The sequence below is a fragment of the Armatimonadota bacterium genome (genome assembly GCA_023511795.1).
Taxonomy (GTDB): Bacteria; Armatimonadota; UBA5829; order DTJY01; family DTJY01; genus JAIMAU01.
Window position 1 is genome coordinate 145,872 of the sequence record JAIMAU010000005.1, and the last position, 16,649, is coordinate 162,520.

The 16,649-nt window shown below is 45.5% G+C and carries 11 protein-coding genes; 5 read left to right on the forward strand and 6 right to left on the reverse strand.

Annotation, left to right across the window (positions count from 1 at the left end; genetic code table 11):
* Positions 1 to 12 precede the first annotated feature (12 nt).
* Positions 13 to 771 carry a hypothetical protein gene (locus tag K6T99_06920; protein MCL6519550.1) on the forward strand — a complete coding sequence of 253 codons (759 nt, stop codon included), beginning with the start codon at positions 13 to 15 and terminating at the stop codon, positions 769 to 771.
* A gap of 132 nt (positions 772 to 903) precedes the next feature.
* Here the strand turns inward: K6T99_06920 and K6T99_06925 are convergent, their stop codons facing one another.
* Positions 904 to 3,060 (reverse strand): DNA polymerase, encoded by a 2,157-nt coding sequence (locus tag K6T99_06925; protein ID MCL6519551.1) that lies wholly within the window; start codon positions 3,058 to 3,060, stop codon positions 904 to 906.
* A 371-nt stretch (positions 3,061 to 3,431) separates the two neighbouring features.
* Here K6T99_06925 and K6T99_06930 point away from each other — a divergent pair, with 371 nt between their 5' ends.
* The 4 genes from K6T99_06930 to K6T99_06945 all read left to right on the forward strand — a co-directional run bounded on the left by K6T99_06930 (position 3,432) and on the right by K6T99_06945 (position 12,418).
* The gene (locus tag K6T99_06930) at positions 3,432 to 3,926 is read left to right on the forward strand and encodes a hypothetical protein (GenBank protein ID MCL6519552.1); all 495 of its coding nucleotides are present in this window, start codon (positions 3,432 to 3,434) and stop codon (positions 3,924 to 3,926) included.
* Between the two features lie 26 nt (positions 3,927 to 3,952).
* A complete protein-coding gene (locus tag K6T99_06935) occupies positions 3,953 to 6,412 on the forward strand; it encodes a DEAD/DEAH box helicase (GenBank protein MCL6519553.1) in 2,460 nt (819 codons plus the stop codon).
* 110 nt (positions 6,413 to 6,522) lie between these two features.
* Positions 6,523 to 7,725: a glycoside hydrolase family 99-like domain-containing protein gene (locus K6T99_06940; protein MCL6519554.1), complete on the forward strand. Its 1,203-nt coding sequence runs from the start codon at positions 6,523 to 6,525 to the stop codon at positions 7,723 to 7,725.
* A gap of 163 nt (positions 7,726 to 7,888) precedes the next feature.
* Entirely contained in the window at positions 7,889 to 12,418 is a 4,530-nt protein-coding gene (locus K6T99_06945) for an N-acetylmuramoyl-L-alanine amidase (GenBank protein MCL6519555.1), read from the forward strand.
* A gap of 35 nt (positions 12,419 to 12,453) precedes the next feature.
* On the opposite strand, the gene K6T99_06950 is transcribed toward K6T99_06945, so the two are convergent.
* The 5 genes from K6T99_06950 to K6T99_06970 form a co-directional block, all read right to left on the reverse strand.
* Positions 12,454 to 12,834, reverse strand: coding sequence for a hypothetical protein (locus K6T99_06950; GenBank protein MCL6519556.1), 381 nt, complete (start codon positions 12,832 to 12,834; stop codon positions 12,454 to 12,456).
* Positions 12,835 to 12,880: 46 nt separating this feature from the next.
* Positions 12,881 to 13,456: a Gfo/Idh/MocA family oxidoreductase gene (locus K6T99_06955; protein MCL6519557.1), complete on the reverse strand. Its 576-nt coding sequence runs from the start codon at positions 13,454 to 13,456 to the stop codon at positions 12,881 to 12,883.
* 3 nt (positions 13,457 to 13,459) lie between these two features.
* Positions 13,460 to 14,236 (reverse strand): sugar phosphate isomerase/epimerase, encoded by a 777-nt coding sequence (locus K6T99_06960; protein MCL6519558.1) that lies wholly within the window; start codon positions 14,234 to 14,236, stop codon positions 13,460 to 13,462.
* Between the two features lie 252 nt (positions 14,237 to 14,488).
* Positions 14,489 to 15,556 (reverse strand): 3-isopropylmalate dehydrogenase, encoded by a 1,068-nt coding sequence (locus tag K6T99_06965; protein MCL6519559.1) that lies wholly within the window; start codon positions 15,554 to 15,556, stop codon positions 14,489 to 14,491.
* A gap of 165 nt (positions 15,557 to 15,721) precedes the next feature.
* Positions 15,722 to 16,597, reverse strand: a complete 876-nt coding sequence (locus K6T99_06970; protein MCL6519560.1) for an MTAP family purine nucleoside phosphorylase — start codon at positions 16,595 to 16,597, stop codon at positions 15,722 to 15,724.
* Positions 16,598 to 16,649: the final 52 nt, after the last annotated feature.

A 16,649-nucleotide genomic window follows, 5' to 3' on the forward strand; every position in this document is an offset into this window, starting at 1 on the left:
AAGAACGCGATTATGCAAGTTCCAGAAAGAAGGGAGAAAGGAATGCCTAGAAAAAGAATACTGATATCACTCATAACCTTCATAAGCGTTTTTATTTTGCTGATACTTGCGTTCGCAGCATCGGCGGAAAACACACCTAAAAAAAATGATAATAAAGCAATAAAAATAGATCGGGTCTGCGGATTCGAAAAGCTTGCTCAGCGTTTAAATCTAACTGAGGCTCAAAAAACTGCCCTTAAATCCATCCAGGAAGATCGTCGCTCCAAAATAAAGGCAATCCTTAGCGACAAAAATCTCTCAAAAGAGCAAAAAAGGGGAAAAATTCGCCAAGTCTTGGAAGAGAGCCGTGCCCGGATTAAAAGTCTGCTTACACCAGAACAAGAGCAAAGATTAAACGCCAATCTTCTTCTTTTGGACGCAAGATCAAAGCAATTGATGAGGCGAGCTTTCAACCCCATAAAATCAGACGCTTTGAAGAAAAAAGCTTTGCTTTTCCGCAACAAGGCTCGCCGTGCAACAACCAGACTAGCAGATGCTTTGAAATTAACAGAAAATCAAAAAGAACAGATTAGAGCGATAATGCAAAAAAATCGCGAGCAAATAAAAGCAATAATGCAAGACCAGAATCTCTCTGCAGAACAAAAGAAAGCTAAAATTCGCTCTATACGGGAAGATTCAAAGGCTGAGATAAAAAAGATTCTCACTCCTGAGCAACAAGAAAAGGTGGCAAGGTTAAAGCAAAACGCAAAAAAACCAAGCCCTAAAGCATAGGCTTTCCAAGAGGTCGAAAGCATAGTATTCGTTATCAACAAAGCAGGCTAAAGCAAGCAGAAGGCTGAATTAACAATGCTTTAGCCTGCTTTTATTTTCAATGACCTAACAATTTGGCGCGAGGCATATTAGCTAAAATAGGTCCAACACTCCCTGCCCAGCCGCTTCTGCTTTTTTTATCCGGCTTCTTATACTAGGCTTAGGAAACAACAAATCGAAATCATCCCCGAACGCCTCACGAAGGCGACAAGCAAATTTGTAAAGTTTTTCAAGAAGGCGTTGGCGGTCCTCATCCCCTTGATACTCTTCAATAAGGCCAAGTGTGCCATCGTTCCTTTCATATACTGTTACAAAATCGCCAATTTGAATTCCTTGCGCAACAGCCGCCATTCGTTTCCTCTGCGCACTATTGAAAGTCTTCTCAGTCACGCGTTCTCGTCGTGCAAATTGCTCTACTGAAAGCAAGCCATTTTCTATTCTATGAATTAATTCTTTATAGATAAGGCTCACCGCACGCTTGTTATCGTTCAAAAGGAGATCCACGGCTTTAGAAATAAACTCCCGTCCGAACAATTCGTCAGCCCTAGAACGAACTGACGCTCCTCGAAAGATTTTCTTTCCTTCATAGTCCACCAGGATGTAATTTTTCACCTTAAGAGATAACATTGCCGCATAGCGCCCATCGTGTATGAGATTAATACCTGGTGGAAGTTTGCGCCCTATTTCTTCAACAAGCTCCTTCTCCATATCTTCGTTGGTAATTGATGAAGGCACCTGAAAATAAACGCCATCAGTGTCTATTTCAATGACACTTCCGCCGGCTTTCTCAATTAACTCAGCTATTTGTTTTACAATCGCCTGGCCGGAAGTGGTGATTTTTTCTGCAGCATCATAGTCGTTGAAATTGAAAGGTGCCCCTAGATAGCCATAAAACGAATTTATCAGTACCTTGAATGAAGCTTGCAAACCATCCCAATATGCTCTCTCACTTTCTGAGGATGATTTTGCCTTCGACTTTGCTTCAATGCGACGTTTGGTAAGCTCTGCAAGCGCCGGAAGGAATACGTCAAGCACATCGGACGCTGGTTTGATTCCTTGACTCAGCATTATGCTAGGATAAAGACTCTCGACGTCACATTTAACAACATTGCGAATAAGCCCTGCCCTCCGAAGCTCGGTATACCCACCGGGAATATCCTTAGGCGGCTTGGGTTTAGGAATTGCGCACCCACAGCGGAGGTACTCCCTAATTAAAATCGAGTTTATCTTCTCCCCTGTACCAGTAGTAGCAACTGCTTGGTAAGTATCTGGAGTCATTTGTGTTAGGTAAAATTCAGGCGGACAAACAAGTGCCGCTAATCTTTGAGTTTCCCGAACGTCATGACGTGCGTAAAGCTTTACTGTTTCTGGGTCGGTGGTCCATAAATCAGCAATACCATCGCCAGGAAGATAGACCCTATTTGGCTCAGAAAGACCCAATGTGATGGCACAATCTTTCAGACCATGGCGCTCGAGGATACCTCGCGAGATGTCATACCGCTGCACGGAGAACATTGTATCTATAATGTGGCGCCCCTTGATAAATGCCGGGATAAAAGGACGAGTATGTCCACCAATGCTACAATTTCTCTCGGGGCCAAATGTCAATTCTGTCCCATCTCTGCCAATTGCAAGTGATATTCCATACCTCCTACACCTCGCCGATATAAATGGGAGATCAAAACCAAAAATATTGTGACCCTCTATTACATCTGGATCGATTTCGCAAATCAGCTGAACAAGTTCCCTCAAGATTTCGGGTTCTTCGCCCTCTATGATTTCCTCAAAACCACGGTTGTCGGATACAGCGACAATGAGAATCCTGCTCGATTCAGGCTCAGAAGAAAGGCCAGCAGTCTCTATATCCACCTGCATTCGATGGACATCGTTGAAAGTCATGCCCTTGAACAGCGTTTTGCCGCTTAAAATTAGGAACTGTTTCTCTGCTGAAGGATATGCAAGATGGTCCACACCCTGCATGCGAAGCAAGTTACGTGCATTATTGAACTGCTGCCAGCTTGGAAATTTTACAAGGAATTTGTATCCTTCTCCAGATAATTCTTCAAATTCACCCTCATTGGGAATATCCTCTTTGTTGCATACAATAAGCCATGGTGAAAATGGTTCGGTATACTTTTCGACAACGCCATGCCGCCGAATATATAGCTCAACTTCTGTTTTGCCTGCTTCGACTGCAACAATACCTTCTGTAGAATCAGAGCCAAACAAAATTGTTTGCGTATCTGCCATTTTTAAAACTTTCAGCGCTTTTCTTGAAATTTATAATTTTTTGTCAAGTGTGCCACGCAAGTCAATTTAAACACTTGCAAAGATGTTGTTCTAATCACATTTTAACACAACTTCAAAATACTTAGTAACCAAGGAACTAAGGCTGGGACTTGTTTCAACCCATTTTTGAAAAATAAGATTAGCGTTAAATGGCTAAGTTCATTATTGATAATAAACCCAGCCAAAGCAAGTTTTCTACCAGGTATCTCGGGTGCTAAAGAATGCTCCAGCTCAAGAGCATTTCATTTGTGGAAGCGACAACTTAGAGCTAGAAGGAATTTTCAGTTTCATGTTGAATAACCATACAAGAAACGTTAGAAAGGAAGCTAACTGTGGAAACCACAGAAGCGCTTTCTCCAATCCTACGATATGGGCTAATATTTCTTTTTCTTACATACTATATCGCCAGTTGGGTACTCTCTACTCTTATTGGTGAATGCGAAGTTCGCCGCCGCATACTACGTTGGGCATACATTCCACTAGTGATTGTTGGAATTATATGTGGTGCTTGTTTTTACTTTAAATGCGCCCAAGGACCGCTGGTGATAAAAGCCTTTCTCATCACCGTTGGCCTATGTATAGGTGGTGCAATTCTTTTTAGCATATGGCTACAGCATGGCGGCGGTAGGGAAATGCTTTATGTACCAATAGCTTTTGCAAGATTTGGAATCAATAATCGCCATGAGGTAACTTATGCAGTTGCAGATTTGGCATCTGGGAAACCTGATTTTAGGCGTGATTTCATACTCTCACTACTACCCGCACTATTCGCTATAATGACTATTATTCTTCTAATTTGGGAAACCTCGAGACCCTTGAGCAGTTAAGCAAGGGTAATGTTGATTTAAAAACTATGGATTTGACTGCATTTCTTGATAACTTTCGCAAATCCCACAGCTATCAAGGCCAGATAGTACATATTCACCGCGTTCCAAAACGAGAAGCTGTCTACTGTGAGCTTTCCAATCCTCTGCCTGACGAGCTTGCCTCCGCATTGAGGAAAATAGGCATCTCAAAACTTTACTCTCACCAAGTCAAGGCAATTGAGAATGTCCGTAATGGAAAAAGCATAGTTGTTGTAACAGGCACTGCAAGTGGAAAGACACTATGTTATAACATTCCCGTGCTCGAGACATTGCTTAACGAACCCACCGCAAAGGCATTTTATATTTTTCCCACCAAAGCTCTCGCGCAAGACCAACTTCGCGGACTAAGAAGATGGACAGAGCTCGAACCGGCTCTTGCTCGAATTATGAAGACTGGCACATACGATGGTGACACGCCGCCTACAACTCGTCGAAAACTTCGAGACGATGCAAGCATCATCCTCACGAACCCCGACATGCTTCACCAAGGAATCCTTCCATATCACACAAGATGGAATCGTTTTTTTGCCGACCTACGTTACATAATCATCGACGAAATACACGCATATCGCGGTGTATTTGGTTCGAATGTCGCCAATGTTATCAGGCGGCTAAATCGAGTTTGTGATTTTTATGGCTCAAAACCTCAATTCATATGCTGTTCGGCGACAATCGCTAATCCAACAGAACTTGCGCAGAAACTTACGGGCGTCTCAATGGTACTTATTGACAATGATGGCTCGCCCCGGGGAGAAAAGCTATTTGTATTTTGGAACCCACCAGTAATTGACGTGGGGTCAATGGAACGACGAAGTTCCAACGTTGAAGCACAACTTTTAATGACAGAGCTTATTAAAAGCGGCATTCAAACAATTGCATTTGGCAGAGCACGCATTGTCGCCGAATTAATGCACAGATATGTGCGAGATTCTTTGAAGCGAAAAAAGCCCGAACTCGCAGACAAGGTTAGGCCCTACCGAGGCGGTTACCTGCCCGAGGAACGCCGCAAGATTGAACAGCAATTATTTTCCGGCGAACTATTGGGGGTAACGAGCACAAATGCCCTGGAGCTTGGCATAGATATCGGTAGCCTGGATGCTTCAATAATTGTCGGCTTTCCAGGAACGATTGCCAGCACATGGCAACAAGCAGGACGAGCAGGTCGCGGTTCAGAAGAATCGCTTGCTATATTTATCGCTTACAACGATCCAATAGACCAATATCTTGTAAAGCACACAGATTACTTCTTTGGTCAATCGCCCGAAAGCGCCATAATTGACCCGCAAAATCCTTATATTCTTGCCGATCATCTAAGATGTGCCGCTTTTGAACTACCGCTCAAGCAAAATGATTCGCTCTATTTTGGCACCCAAATGCATGCGATTGCTGAAGCTATCGAAGAAGAAGGAAATCTAAAGAAGATTGATGGTGCTTGGTATTACTCCAGTACCGAATTTCCTGCAAAAGACGTAAATCTGCGCACAATATCCGAAAACACCTTCACCATTGTAGAGCTACCTGTCGAAATTAAAGGCAAAAGATTGGAAGATATAGAATTCGCAACGTCCAGCATGGGTTCGAGCCTAGCCAAAATCCCTGAACAACCTCGCGTTATTGGCGAAGTAGACTCGATTAGCGCTCCAGAAATTGTTTACCCCGAAGCAGTATATATGCATGAGGGTGAAACATATTTGGTGGATGAGCTAGATTTGCAAGGCAAGGTCGCCTATGTGCGTCGCGCTGAAGTTGACTACTATACTCAAGCAATTCTCGATTCCAGCATTAGAATAAACAATCTGGCAAGCCGCCCAAAGACGCCTGAAGACAAATCTCCCGCACCCGCAAGTGAATCACTTGATTCCTTTCCTCTTAAAAAGGAATGGTCCAAATGCTTGGTATATTATGGCCCAGCAACTGTTACTTGGGCAACGACCGGCTTCAAAAAGATTAAGTTCTACAGTCTCGACAGCATTGGATACGGTAAAGTAAACCTGCCTCCCCAGCACTTGGAGACAATGGCGCTTTGGATAATACCGCCAAAAGAGTTGCTTGATGAAATTCAAACCAGGGGACTTAAACCAATTGAGGGCCTTGTTGGAATACGAAATCTTGCTGTGCACGTCCTACCCCTTTTTGCCATGTGTGACAAGCAAGACATTGGCGGTATAGTGGACAGCTCGAATACCGGGTCACCGACAATTTTCATCTACGACCGATATCCTGGAGGACTTGGATTCGCCGAGAAAGGATACAAAACAATAGAAGATTTAATGTATTCCTGCCTGGAAGTAATTAATGGGTGCGAATGTGAAGAAGGTTGTCCTTCGTGCGTTGGCATCCCAATTCTCCGCCCACCAATTCATACTGACCCCGATATATTTGGCACCTCGCCAATTCCTAATAAAGAAGCTGCGAAGATGATTTTAGAGAACCTGTGTAGTTCTTGAAAGTAAAATTAAAGTTTATATGAAAGACTGAAAACCGAATTCATTTCAAGGACGCCGTTCAGGAAAAAGCAGGAAAAGAGTTCTGCTTTAGCGAAAAGAGAGAAATAACTATGAGGAATCTATTCGTGATACTAGTAATGATTCTTTACTTAGCCCTTACTCTGAGCCATGCGCAAGTCTCTGCGACCACCAAAGCGAAGCCTAGGCGACCGATAGTTGTAGCGAACTACTACACCTGGTACACAACCCCATGGGGCGCAGGTGGTCAGTGGGGTCATTGGGCATGCAACAAGCCAAGTGAGATACTCCCCAGAGCTAGCGATCCGAATATACTTTTATTTCCGCCGGCAATCCGCGAGATATGCTCTGCTGTTTACCCGCTTGTCGGTCCTTATGATAGCATGAACAAGGATATTGTTCGCTGGCACATTCGTCTTGCCAAAGCCGCAGGAATCGACGCATTCATGGTGGATTGGTGGGGACCAGCAACCTGGCAAAAACCATCCGGATGGACACATGACGTTTTCGTTAAAACAATTTTACCGATTGCAGAGGAAGAAAATTTCAAAATTTTCCTTTTTGATGAAACGCCTCAATTCGTCGATGATTTCGAAACTATCAAGAAGTGGACAGCACAATATCTTAAACAATTCAAAAACAGCCCTGCCTGGTTTCATATTGACAACAAGCCAGTCTGGGCAATATATCAGCTTTGGGAAGGGAAGCTCACTGCGGCGCAAGGAAGAGAATTAATAGAGCACGTGGAGAAAGAAGTTGGCCCAGTTTACTGGATAGTAGACAAAATGCGCGGTCGCATGGGAGAGAATGGCTTCGAACTTTTTACACCAAACGACTGGCTGGCAATTCCACAAATCGACTGCATCATGGGATATGCAATGTTCTCAACCTGGCGCATGCACGAATACAAAGAAATTGCACCTGTTTACAAGAAATATGCTGAAATGATTCACAACGCTGGCAAGAAAGTTATGCTCCCAGTTCATCCAGGTCATGATAACCGAAAAATAGCTAAAGAATCCTACGTAATGCCAAGGCAAAATGGACAGACGCTCAAAGATTTCTGGCAAGCGGCTTTGGAGGCAGGCGCTGACTTTATAGAGATTACGTCGTGGAATGAATGGCCAGAGTCCACGGTTGTGGAGCCAGCGCTCACATGGGCGGACCCATACTTATATCTTAAAATTATCTCTGCTTTTCAAGATAAGAAGTTTAAAGCTCCACCTTTGCCGCCGTTTGAATCGCTCGACCCAGCAATGCAAGAATACCTACAGGCAAAAGACATCCGCAACTAGTAATAATACCTGATTTAAGCAAAAAATTATTCACAAGCTGATAAGTCGAAAGTATAATAGATAAAATATAAATAGAGTCCTTGCCAGCTTGATACCTATCTACCCCATAGCAACCCAAAATTGGCAGAACTCCTGTAATTAATCTTGTGGGGGGTGCTTATTTATGAAACGCCTGGGACTGCATGCACTCACTATCCTGCTTATATTAGCCGTTCCCCTAGCGTGCATTGGCTCTCCAAAATTTGACGATGACTCCAAGGGCCATCCTGATTTCGATAGAATGGCAACACAAAGAGGCGGTCGTTGGCAGCAGCCACTGATGCCGCTATTCGAAGAAGCAGCTGCACGCCATGATGTCCCCTTGCCTTTGTTGCTGACCCTAGGATACTTCGGCAGTGCATTCGAAAACCGCGGAGATGCTCCAACTATCGAGGGAGGTTACGGAGTAATGGCCCTCCGCGAAAACAAAACAGGCGGAAAATCACTCGCTGAGGGAGAAGAACTCACCAAGACTCCAAAGGAAAAGCTAAAAATAGACCCCAAAGAAAATATTAACGCAGCAGCGGTAGTATTAGCCCACTATGCAAAAAAACAAGGGATCGATAAAAGCAAAGGCTTGGAAGCCTGGTTAGGACCAGTAATTGAGTACGCCGGCTTGGAAGAAGAATTCAGCCGCTTGTTTGCGATGGAAATATTCCAGAAGCTTCAAAGTGGGTTGGATTGGACTAACTCGTCTGGAGAGCGATTCTACTTCCCTCCTCAAGACATCGGTGCAGTTGACCTAAATTCGCTCATACCTAGAGAAGCGGTTCGGATAACGAACATAGGTGAAGCTGCACCAGCACCAGAATTAGCTGGCGATGTCCCGCCAATTGTTGGCTCGAGCGATTATCCACCCGCCATATGGTACCCAGCCGCAAGTTGCAATTACTCCGCGTACTATACCGCAAAAGACACCATCGTTGTGCATACCATCGAAGGAACTGCAGCAGGTTGTCTTTCATGGTTTAGGAATTGCAACGCCCAAGTTTCCGCTCACTATGTGGTTTCAGAAGCTGGCACAGTCTGGCAATGCGTCGACGAAGACTACAAAGCGTGGCACGTAAGCTGCTACAATTCGCGATCTATTGGAATCGAACACGAAGGCTATGCGGCATCACCAAGCCATCCAAAAAGTCTTTATGACGCATCAGGCTTGCTTTCCCGCGATATTTGCAATGATTGGGGCATTCCTAAAGAAAAACGAACAGTCGGACCGGGAATTCTTGGCCATATCGACGTCACTCGGTGTTGTTGCGGCACGCATACTGATCCAGGCAACGGCTGGGACTGGAATTATTACATTAGCGTAGTGCAAGGCGTACCAACCTGGGGTGCCAGCTTCCACGCGCAGTCTTACCCATCTACTATGACTGCAGGCAGCACTGCAATTGCCTGGGTCGAGTTCGTAAACACCGGCACAGGCGCATGGCATCACAACGAAACCTACTTGGGAACATCGAGTCCCCGAGACCGAAGTAGCCCCTTCTACAACCCAAGCAACTGGCCTTCTTGCAATCGTCCGACCGATGTAGATCAATGGGAGGTAACTCAGGGTAATATCGGGCGTTTCACATTTATATTAAAAGCACCGACAACCCCAGGTACATACGTTGAAAAATTCCAGCTAGTTCGAGAAGGTATAACTTGGTTTGGCCCGGAGATTACATGGACAATTACTGTAACCCCAGCAAAAGGTAACCTAACAGGCACAGTCCGTAACGCCGCAAATGGGCAGCCAATTTCAGGTGCAACTGTTGCCATATCTGGAGGGCCATCAACTACCACCAACAGTTCGGGCGTATATACCTTCAATGATCTTGACCCTGCAACATACACATTAAATGTTTCGAAGTCTGGCTTCAACCCCGCAAGCGATACAGCCACTGTGACTGCTGGTCAAACAACCACTAAAGACTTCTACTTAGTCTCAACGGATACCACTCCGCCCTCCGCCCCAACAGGGCTGACAGCAACCAGTATATCTCCGTCCCAAATCAACCTATCATGGAATGCTTCAACAGACTCTGGCGGAGCTGGGCTAGCAGGATATATAATCTTCCGCAACAATGCAGAGGTTGGCAGAACATCAGCCACCACATACCAAGATAATGGCTTAACGCAAAATACAACATATACCTATTACGTTAAGGCATATGACAACGCCAACAATGTTTCTGGTCCATCAAACACCGCTGTCGCATCAACTCAACCCGGCACGGTTGCAATTTTCCAAGACGGTTTTGCAACAATTGATCCGAATCTTTGGACAGCTATCGTCCAAAGCCCAATGCCTGGACCATACCCTCCTGTTTGGGATGGAAGTGTTAACCACGGTACATTCCCCGGCAGCGGTTCGATAAAAACACTAAGCTCCAGCGATCCTAATCAAGGCTGTCTGCTAGGGCACACCTTCAACCCGCCTTTCCAAGCAGCAAAATTCGAAAGTTGGTTTTATGATACCTCGGCAAGCAATAACAGCCGCCAGGGCCTTGAAATACGATGCCACGATAACTCCGGCGGAATCAAAGCGATTTATTACCTAGGGACATACTCTGCTTCGCCGGGCTCGTTCAGCACATACAGCGCTGGATACTACAAGGTGTGCGGAACGGGATGCACAGGCTGGTATTGGCCAGGAGCCGCCTGCAAAACACGAACGGTCGGCTGGCATAAGTTCACAATTGAATTCCTGCCGTATACTGGCAGCAGCGATGTCAAATATTATATCGACGACACCTTGGTCTGCACCACGGACCGGACATTAGACACTCAAACATATGGCTTGACAATGGTCGCATATGGATACCACTACCGTGTAAACCAAGAAGGATGGTTTGATGACTGCGCCATGTATGCATCAGCTCCATATGCTCCAACTATGGGCACCCCAGTCGCCCTTTCTACCAATTCAATAAGATGGGTATTGACTGATAATTCGAATAACGAAACAGGATTCTTGATAGTCGATTCAGCACAGACAGTTAAAGCATCAGCACCTGTTCAAAATGGCACTGGCGGAACAGTCAATATCACAGAAGGTAGCCTATCTCCAAATACTCCATACACACGATATGCGAAGGCATATAACGGCACGTTAAACAGCGTTTCTTCAGGGCCAGCGACACGATGGACTCTTTCCAACCCGCCAACATCTGCCAATGTCGTGTGCAACCGGACAATTGGAACATGGTATAATACGCCAACATTTAGCTTTACAGCTGTTGGAGGGTTTGGTCAAGGGACTGTAAGCGAATATAGATATGCCTGGGACACTAGTCCTACCCATACGTGGACCGGCTCTGAAGCAATATGGAATTCCGGCAACCTAATTCTCACAGCGCCAACACCTGGCAGTTACTACTTGCACATAAAAGGCTTCAACGGCGAGGGGGTGGCAAATGGTACACTCGACCTTGGACCGTTCATGTTTGACGATAATCCGCCATCTAATCCAACATCAGCTTCGGAAACACACGGCTCACAAAATGGAATATGGCAATCAACGATTGCTGACCCAACGTTCACATGGACCGGTGCAGAGGATAGCGATTCTGGCATAGCCGTCTATTTCGTCTATTTCGGCACTTCCGAACTTGGAACATCCGACACCATAGTCAGCGAAGCATCCTTCGACCCACCTGCCGTTGATACCGGCACCTATTATCTCAGGATTCGCGCAAAGGACTTTGCTGGAAATACTGCTGATGAATGGAAAACCCTTTTCACCTTTAAATATGACTCCAATCCTCCAAACACACCCATCGTTGAAGATGATGGACAATATAGTGGATCAAGGACGAAGCTCCATGCAACCTGGAGGGCCACTGATGCTCACTCCGGCATAGCTGAATATATGTATGCTGTTGGTACTTCGCCAGGCGATACCAGCATCGTTAATTGGACTTCGGCTGGTGCAAGCGATGAAGCCATCATCACCATTCCCAGTCCTGGCCTAAATATTGGCACTACATATTATATCTCTGTCAAAGCGAGAGATTCGGCAGGCAACTGGAGTAACATAGGGTCATCTGATGGAATTCAAGTTGTTGCTGAGTCTCCCACAATTGCATTCGCCAAGGGATTGGCCAATGCTACGCCTGTAGCGCTAACAAACAAGATAGTGACCGCAACATTTGCAAACGGCTTCTATATCGAAGAAGCTGACCGATCATCCGGCATTCTTGTTCTCGGCTCTGGCCCGAATCCGGGAGCCCTTGTGACAGTCGGTGGCACGCTAGGAACAAATGCGTCAGGCGAGCGGGCAATAGTGGACGCAGCGACAATAGTGGAAGCTGCGCCCGATCCAAACCGCATTCCCAAACCACTCTTTATGATTGGCAATGCTCTTGGCGGCGATTGGTTCAACGCCGAAACGCCCGGCGTAACAGGGGCAGTCGCCCTCAATAACATTGGGCTGCTAGTGACTATCTGCGGCAGGGTTGAATCCGTTGGCGAACAAGAGTTCCTAATAAATGACGGCTCCACCGCGTCTCCAATAAAGGCAATAGCGTCAGGAATTAATGTTAGCAGCCTAATCGCTGAAGACGATTTCGTTGTTGTCACCGGAATCTCATCTCTCGAACTCGATGACGGCGTCTTCAAACCGCTGCTTCGCGTTCGGACTGCTGAGGATATAGAAAAGAAAAATTAAAGAAAATACAGGCAGTACAATAAATTGACAAGAACCTAAAGGCTAGATAGCTTAACTACCTCGCCGGTTTTGATAGAATTAAGAGCCGCAATGCTCACGGCAAGAGCAATCCGGCCGTCCTCACCGGTGACTTCAGGCTCTCTGCCCTTACGTACTGCATCTACCATGTCATTTATGCGCACAGTTGAACCTGGGGAGTTGGGGGGCAGGTCGTAGGTATTCCTTTCTGAGCCCGAAATTATTTCTAGCTTACTGCCCACCGGACGCACGGCAAGATTTGGACCAACCAAAAGCTCATTCCCCAAACTAGGGAATCCTTCTGGCATTCCCCAGTTTACACGGACATTCACCACATGACCACCGCTCATCTCTACAATAATGTCAGCCGCATCTATTGCTAGGTCATCAATCCCCAACAAGCGCTCTTTGCCTTTACCAAAGATATGTCCGCGTGCAAAAACACTAACCGGTTCCTCTCCCGTAATCCACCGCATCAAATCGAAAAAAATGACCGGCCATATCTATCACTGGTCCGCCGTTCATTGAGCACCTATGCATCGCAATCTTAGGCCGGACTTCGCGAATATCTTCAAATCGAGCAAAAATAGGCCCACCAAATGCGCCCCGCTGAAAAATTTCTTTGTATCGAATATTCTTTGCCAATCCACGATATTGAAAAGAAGTAGATAAAAACACATTGTTCTTTTTTGCAATGCGGATCATTTCATCCGCCTGTCCGAGCGTCAAAGCAAGTGGCTTCTCGCAAAGAATGTGTCTACCGAATTTTGCAGCAAAGCATGCAATTTCCGAGTGGAAGCATACCGGCGTGCAGATTGAAACAATATTTACGCCTTCATGAAGAATTGCGTCTTCATTATCCTCATAGGCAACAGCACCAGTCTTTTGAGCAAGCGAATTTCTCCTCTCCTCGATTGGGTCGCAAACGGAAACAACTCTTACATCGTCGCGGCTCACCCACCCAGCTGCATGTTGATTTCCCATTTGCCCACATCCTACGATGCATACTTTTATTTCCATAACTCACTCCTCACCGAAAATGCCCTTTAAATATGCCGCATTGCTTTTAGCTGCCTCACCAGAAGGGATATCCGCACGGTCTTGCTCAGCTATAATCCATAAATCTTGTGTATTCTTTTTAATCCAATCTGCGGCCTCTGCTAGAGGAGCAATGCCCGTACCCAATATTACTGTGTCGCATCCTGAGCTTCTAGTGGCAAAGTCTTTGAAATGAACTGCGCCAATCCTTCCCTTAGTCCGATTAAGGAATTCGAGGATGTTCCATCCACCTTTCATCACCCATCCAATGTCTGGACAGAATCCCAGTGCATCACTACTTTTATTTAGAAGGGCTTGAATCACACGACCGTCATCCGCAAACTCCCAGTTGTGATTATGATAAAGGAATCGAACACCTTGCGACCGACACTTTTCAGCGGTCTGATTTAGGACATCAAAGTCACGGTCGAATTGCCTGTCAGATACATATCGAAGACCTGAATAAATAATTAACGAGCATCCCACAGCATGAAGGTAATCGAGTACCTCATCTATAATGCGACGTTCCGAATCTGCCTGAGCTGGGTCAAGAAGACTGCCACCAATGTGTATGGCAGCCAAACCAAGCCCTCGATCATCAAGCATTTTCCTCAGTTCATTTGCCGCTTTCCCCCGCACGTGACGAAATCCTATTTCTACCCCTTCATATCCTGCCGCTATGACATCGTCAAAGACCTGTGAGAACCGCTCACGCTGATTTTCTCCCCATGTAATTGTCTGACAACCAATATGAAAGCCCATTATAATCTCACTCCTATTTGCTTTTAAAATATCGTGTTGCAATAAAATACTATCTCATATAAGATAATTCCTCCATTTTGCAATAAAACTTTTGGCTCAACAGCACTGTTCTAGTAAAGAAATGAGCGGCAATACTAATTAGAAAAAAATAAAGCCGAAGTGTACACTTCGGCTTTACTATTGTGGAAAGGGCTTTATTTAGCAAGCCCCAATATTCCAAACTTGCTTTAGTTTATTTTCGCAAAAGAGAGGTTATACCTCCTTAACAAATTGCGCCACCATATCACCAACTTCACTTGTCGTGTAACCCATCTTTCCTGCTGCCAATGATTTGAGTTTTTCACCGGTAACTTTTGCAATGGCTTTGTCTACTAACTCGGCAGCCTTCTGTTCACCAAGGTTCTCCAACATCATCTGGAGCGCACCTATTGCCGCAAGTGGATTGATTACATTCTTTCCTGTGTATTTTGGAGCCGAGCCCCCAATCGGCTCGAACATTGAAACGCCTTCTGGGTTAATATTTCCCCCGGCGGCAATTCCCATTCCGCCCTGCGTCATTGCGCCAAGGTCGGTGATTATGTCGCCGAACATATTATCAGTAACAATTACGTCGAACCACTCCGGATTCTTGATCATCCACATAGTGGTTGCATCCACGTGCGCATAATCCGTGGTTATATCGGGGTACTCTTCCCCTACTTCGTAGAAAGTTCTCTCCCACAGGTCAAATGCATACGTCAATACATTCGTTTTTCCAACTAACGTTAGCCGCTTCGCTTTATTGCGCTTCCGACAGTATTCAAAGGCATACCGGATGCACCGCTCAACGCCCTTCCTTGTATTAATTGATTCCTGAACAGCGACTTCGTCTGGGGTGCCCTTTTTCAAAACGCCACCTGCCCCAGCATAAAGACCCTCTGTGTTTTCGCGAACTACAACATAATCAATGTCCTCTGGCTTCTTATCCTTCAGCGGTGTATCTACCCCCGGATAAAGTTTGACCGGCCTAAGGTTAATATATTGGTCAAGGCCAAATCTTAGCGCCAGTAAGATGCCTTTCTCTAGAATTCCAGGCTTAACATCAGGATGGCCTATTGCACCCAGGTAAATTGCGTCATACTTCCTCATTTCCTCGATTGCATTCTCAGGAAGCACCTCACCAGTTCTGAGATACCTATCACCGCCCCAGTCATATTCCGTCGTTTCGTATTGAAACCCTGCAACCTCCGATACAGACTTTAGAACTTTTAATCCCTCGCGGACGACTTCGGGCCCTGTGCCATCGCCAGGGATAACTGCTATTTTGTAGGTCTTCAACAGTGCGTCATCCTCCTTACAACGGTTATCCGAAACAAACTAGAGTATAGGAGATTCGGCCCTGAAATGCAAGTAGCAAAGCGGAAACAAAGCCAGATAGCATCACGATGTTTTATCACGAGTTTGCAAGCCCCAATTCTATAAATACACTAATACACCACATGAGCGTTATTTTGGCTGCTTAACCCACGTATGCCAATCAGGGCCTAAATCACCACGTTGTTTATAGCGATCCATAAGGTGTGCACAGCCGCAACTGCGTTCTTCCCCCGCAAGTATGCCAGCTATTGCAGAAATGATCTCAGGAAACCTGTCAACTGCACTTTCAACTAAGCTTTTCTCCTCCTCCGATATCAATCCTTCAAATAGTTCACCAGGCGAAAACTTTGCTTCTCTAACCCCTTCCGCGTAGTTCGTTATGTAGCAAATAGGCGCATAGCACATTTCGAGTTCTTTGGCTAAAAAGACTTCAGGCACAAGAGTCATTCCCACCATATCGGCGCCAAAAGCCTTGAACTTCTTGATTTCAGCTGGAGTCTCCAATCGAGGTCCCTCTGTGCAGACATACGTACCGCCAAGGCGAACATCAAGCCCTAGTTTAACCATCGCTTTGAGAGCTATGTTTTGCAAATTTGGACAAAATACAGGATTCTGCCGCACAAAACCTACTCCCATTCCCTCAAAAAACGTATAGATGCGCCGCTTTGTTTCATCTATAATATCATCAGGAAGCACAAATTGCCCCAATCTTAAATTCACATTTATTGCCCCAGGGCCCGACCACGCTATAACCCTAGTGGCTCCCAACTCTTTCAAAGCCCATATGTTTGCACAATAATTTACAAACGACGCCGAGATTCGGTAGCCTTCTTCACCATGTCTTGATAGAAACAGGTAATAGGCGTCTCCAGCAAAGATTTTATAAATTGGTTGAGAATCTCCAAACGGCGTTCGAACAGAACCAAACCTCTCACCAAAGATGCGCCCAGATTTAATTAAAGTGTATGCCTGGCTTCCACCTATAACAGCAAGTATTTCCTCCATGTAAGCGTAACCCCTCTCCCACCGAGTGTTTTAGAAAAACGATGACAAAAGC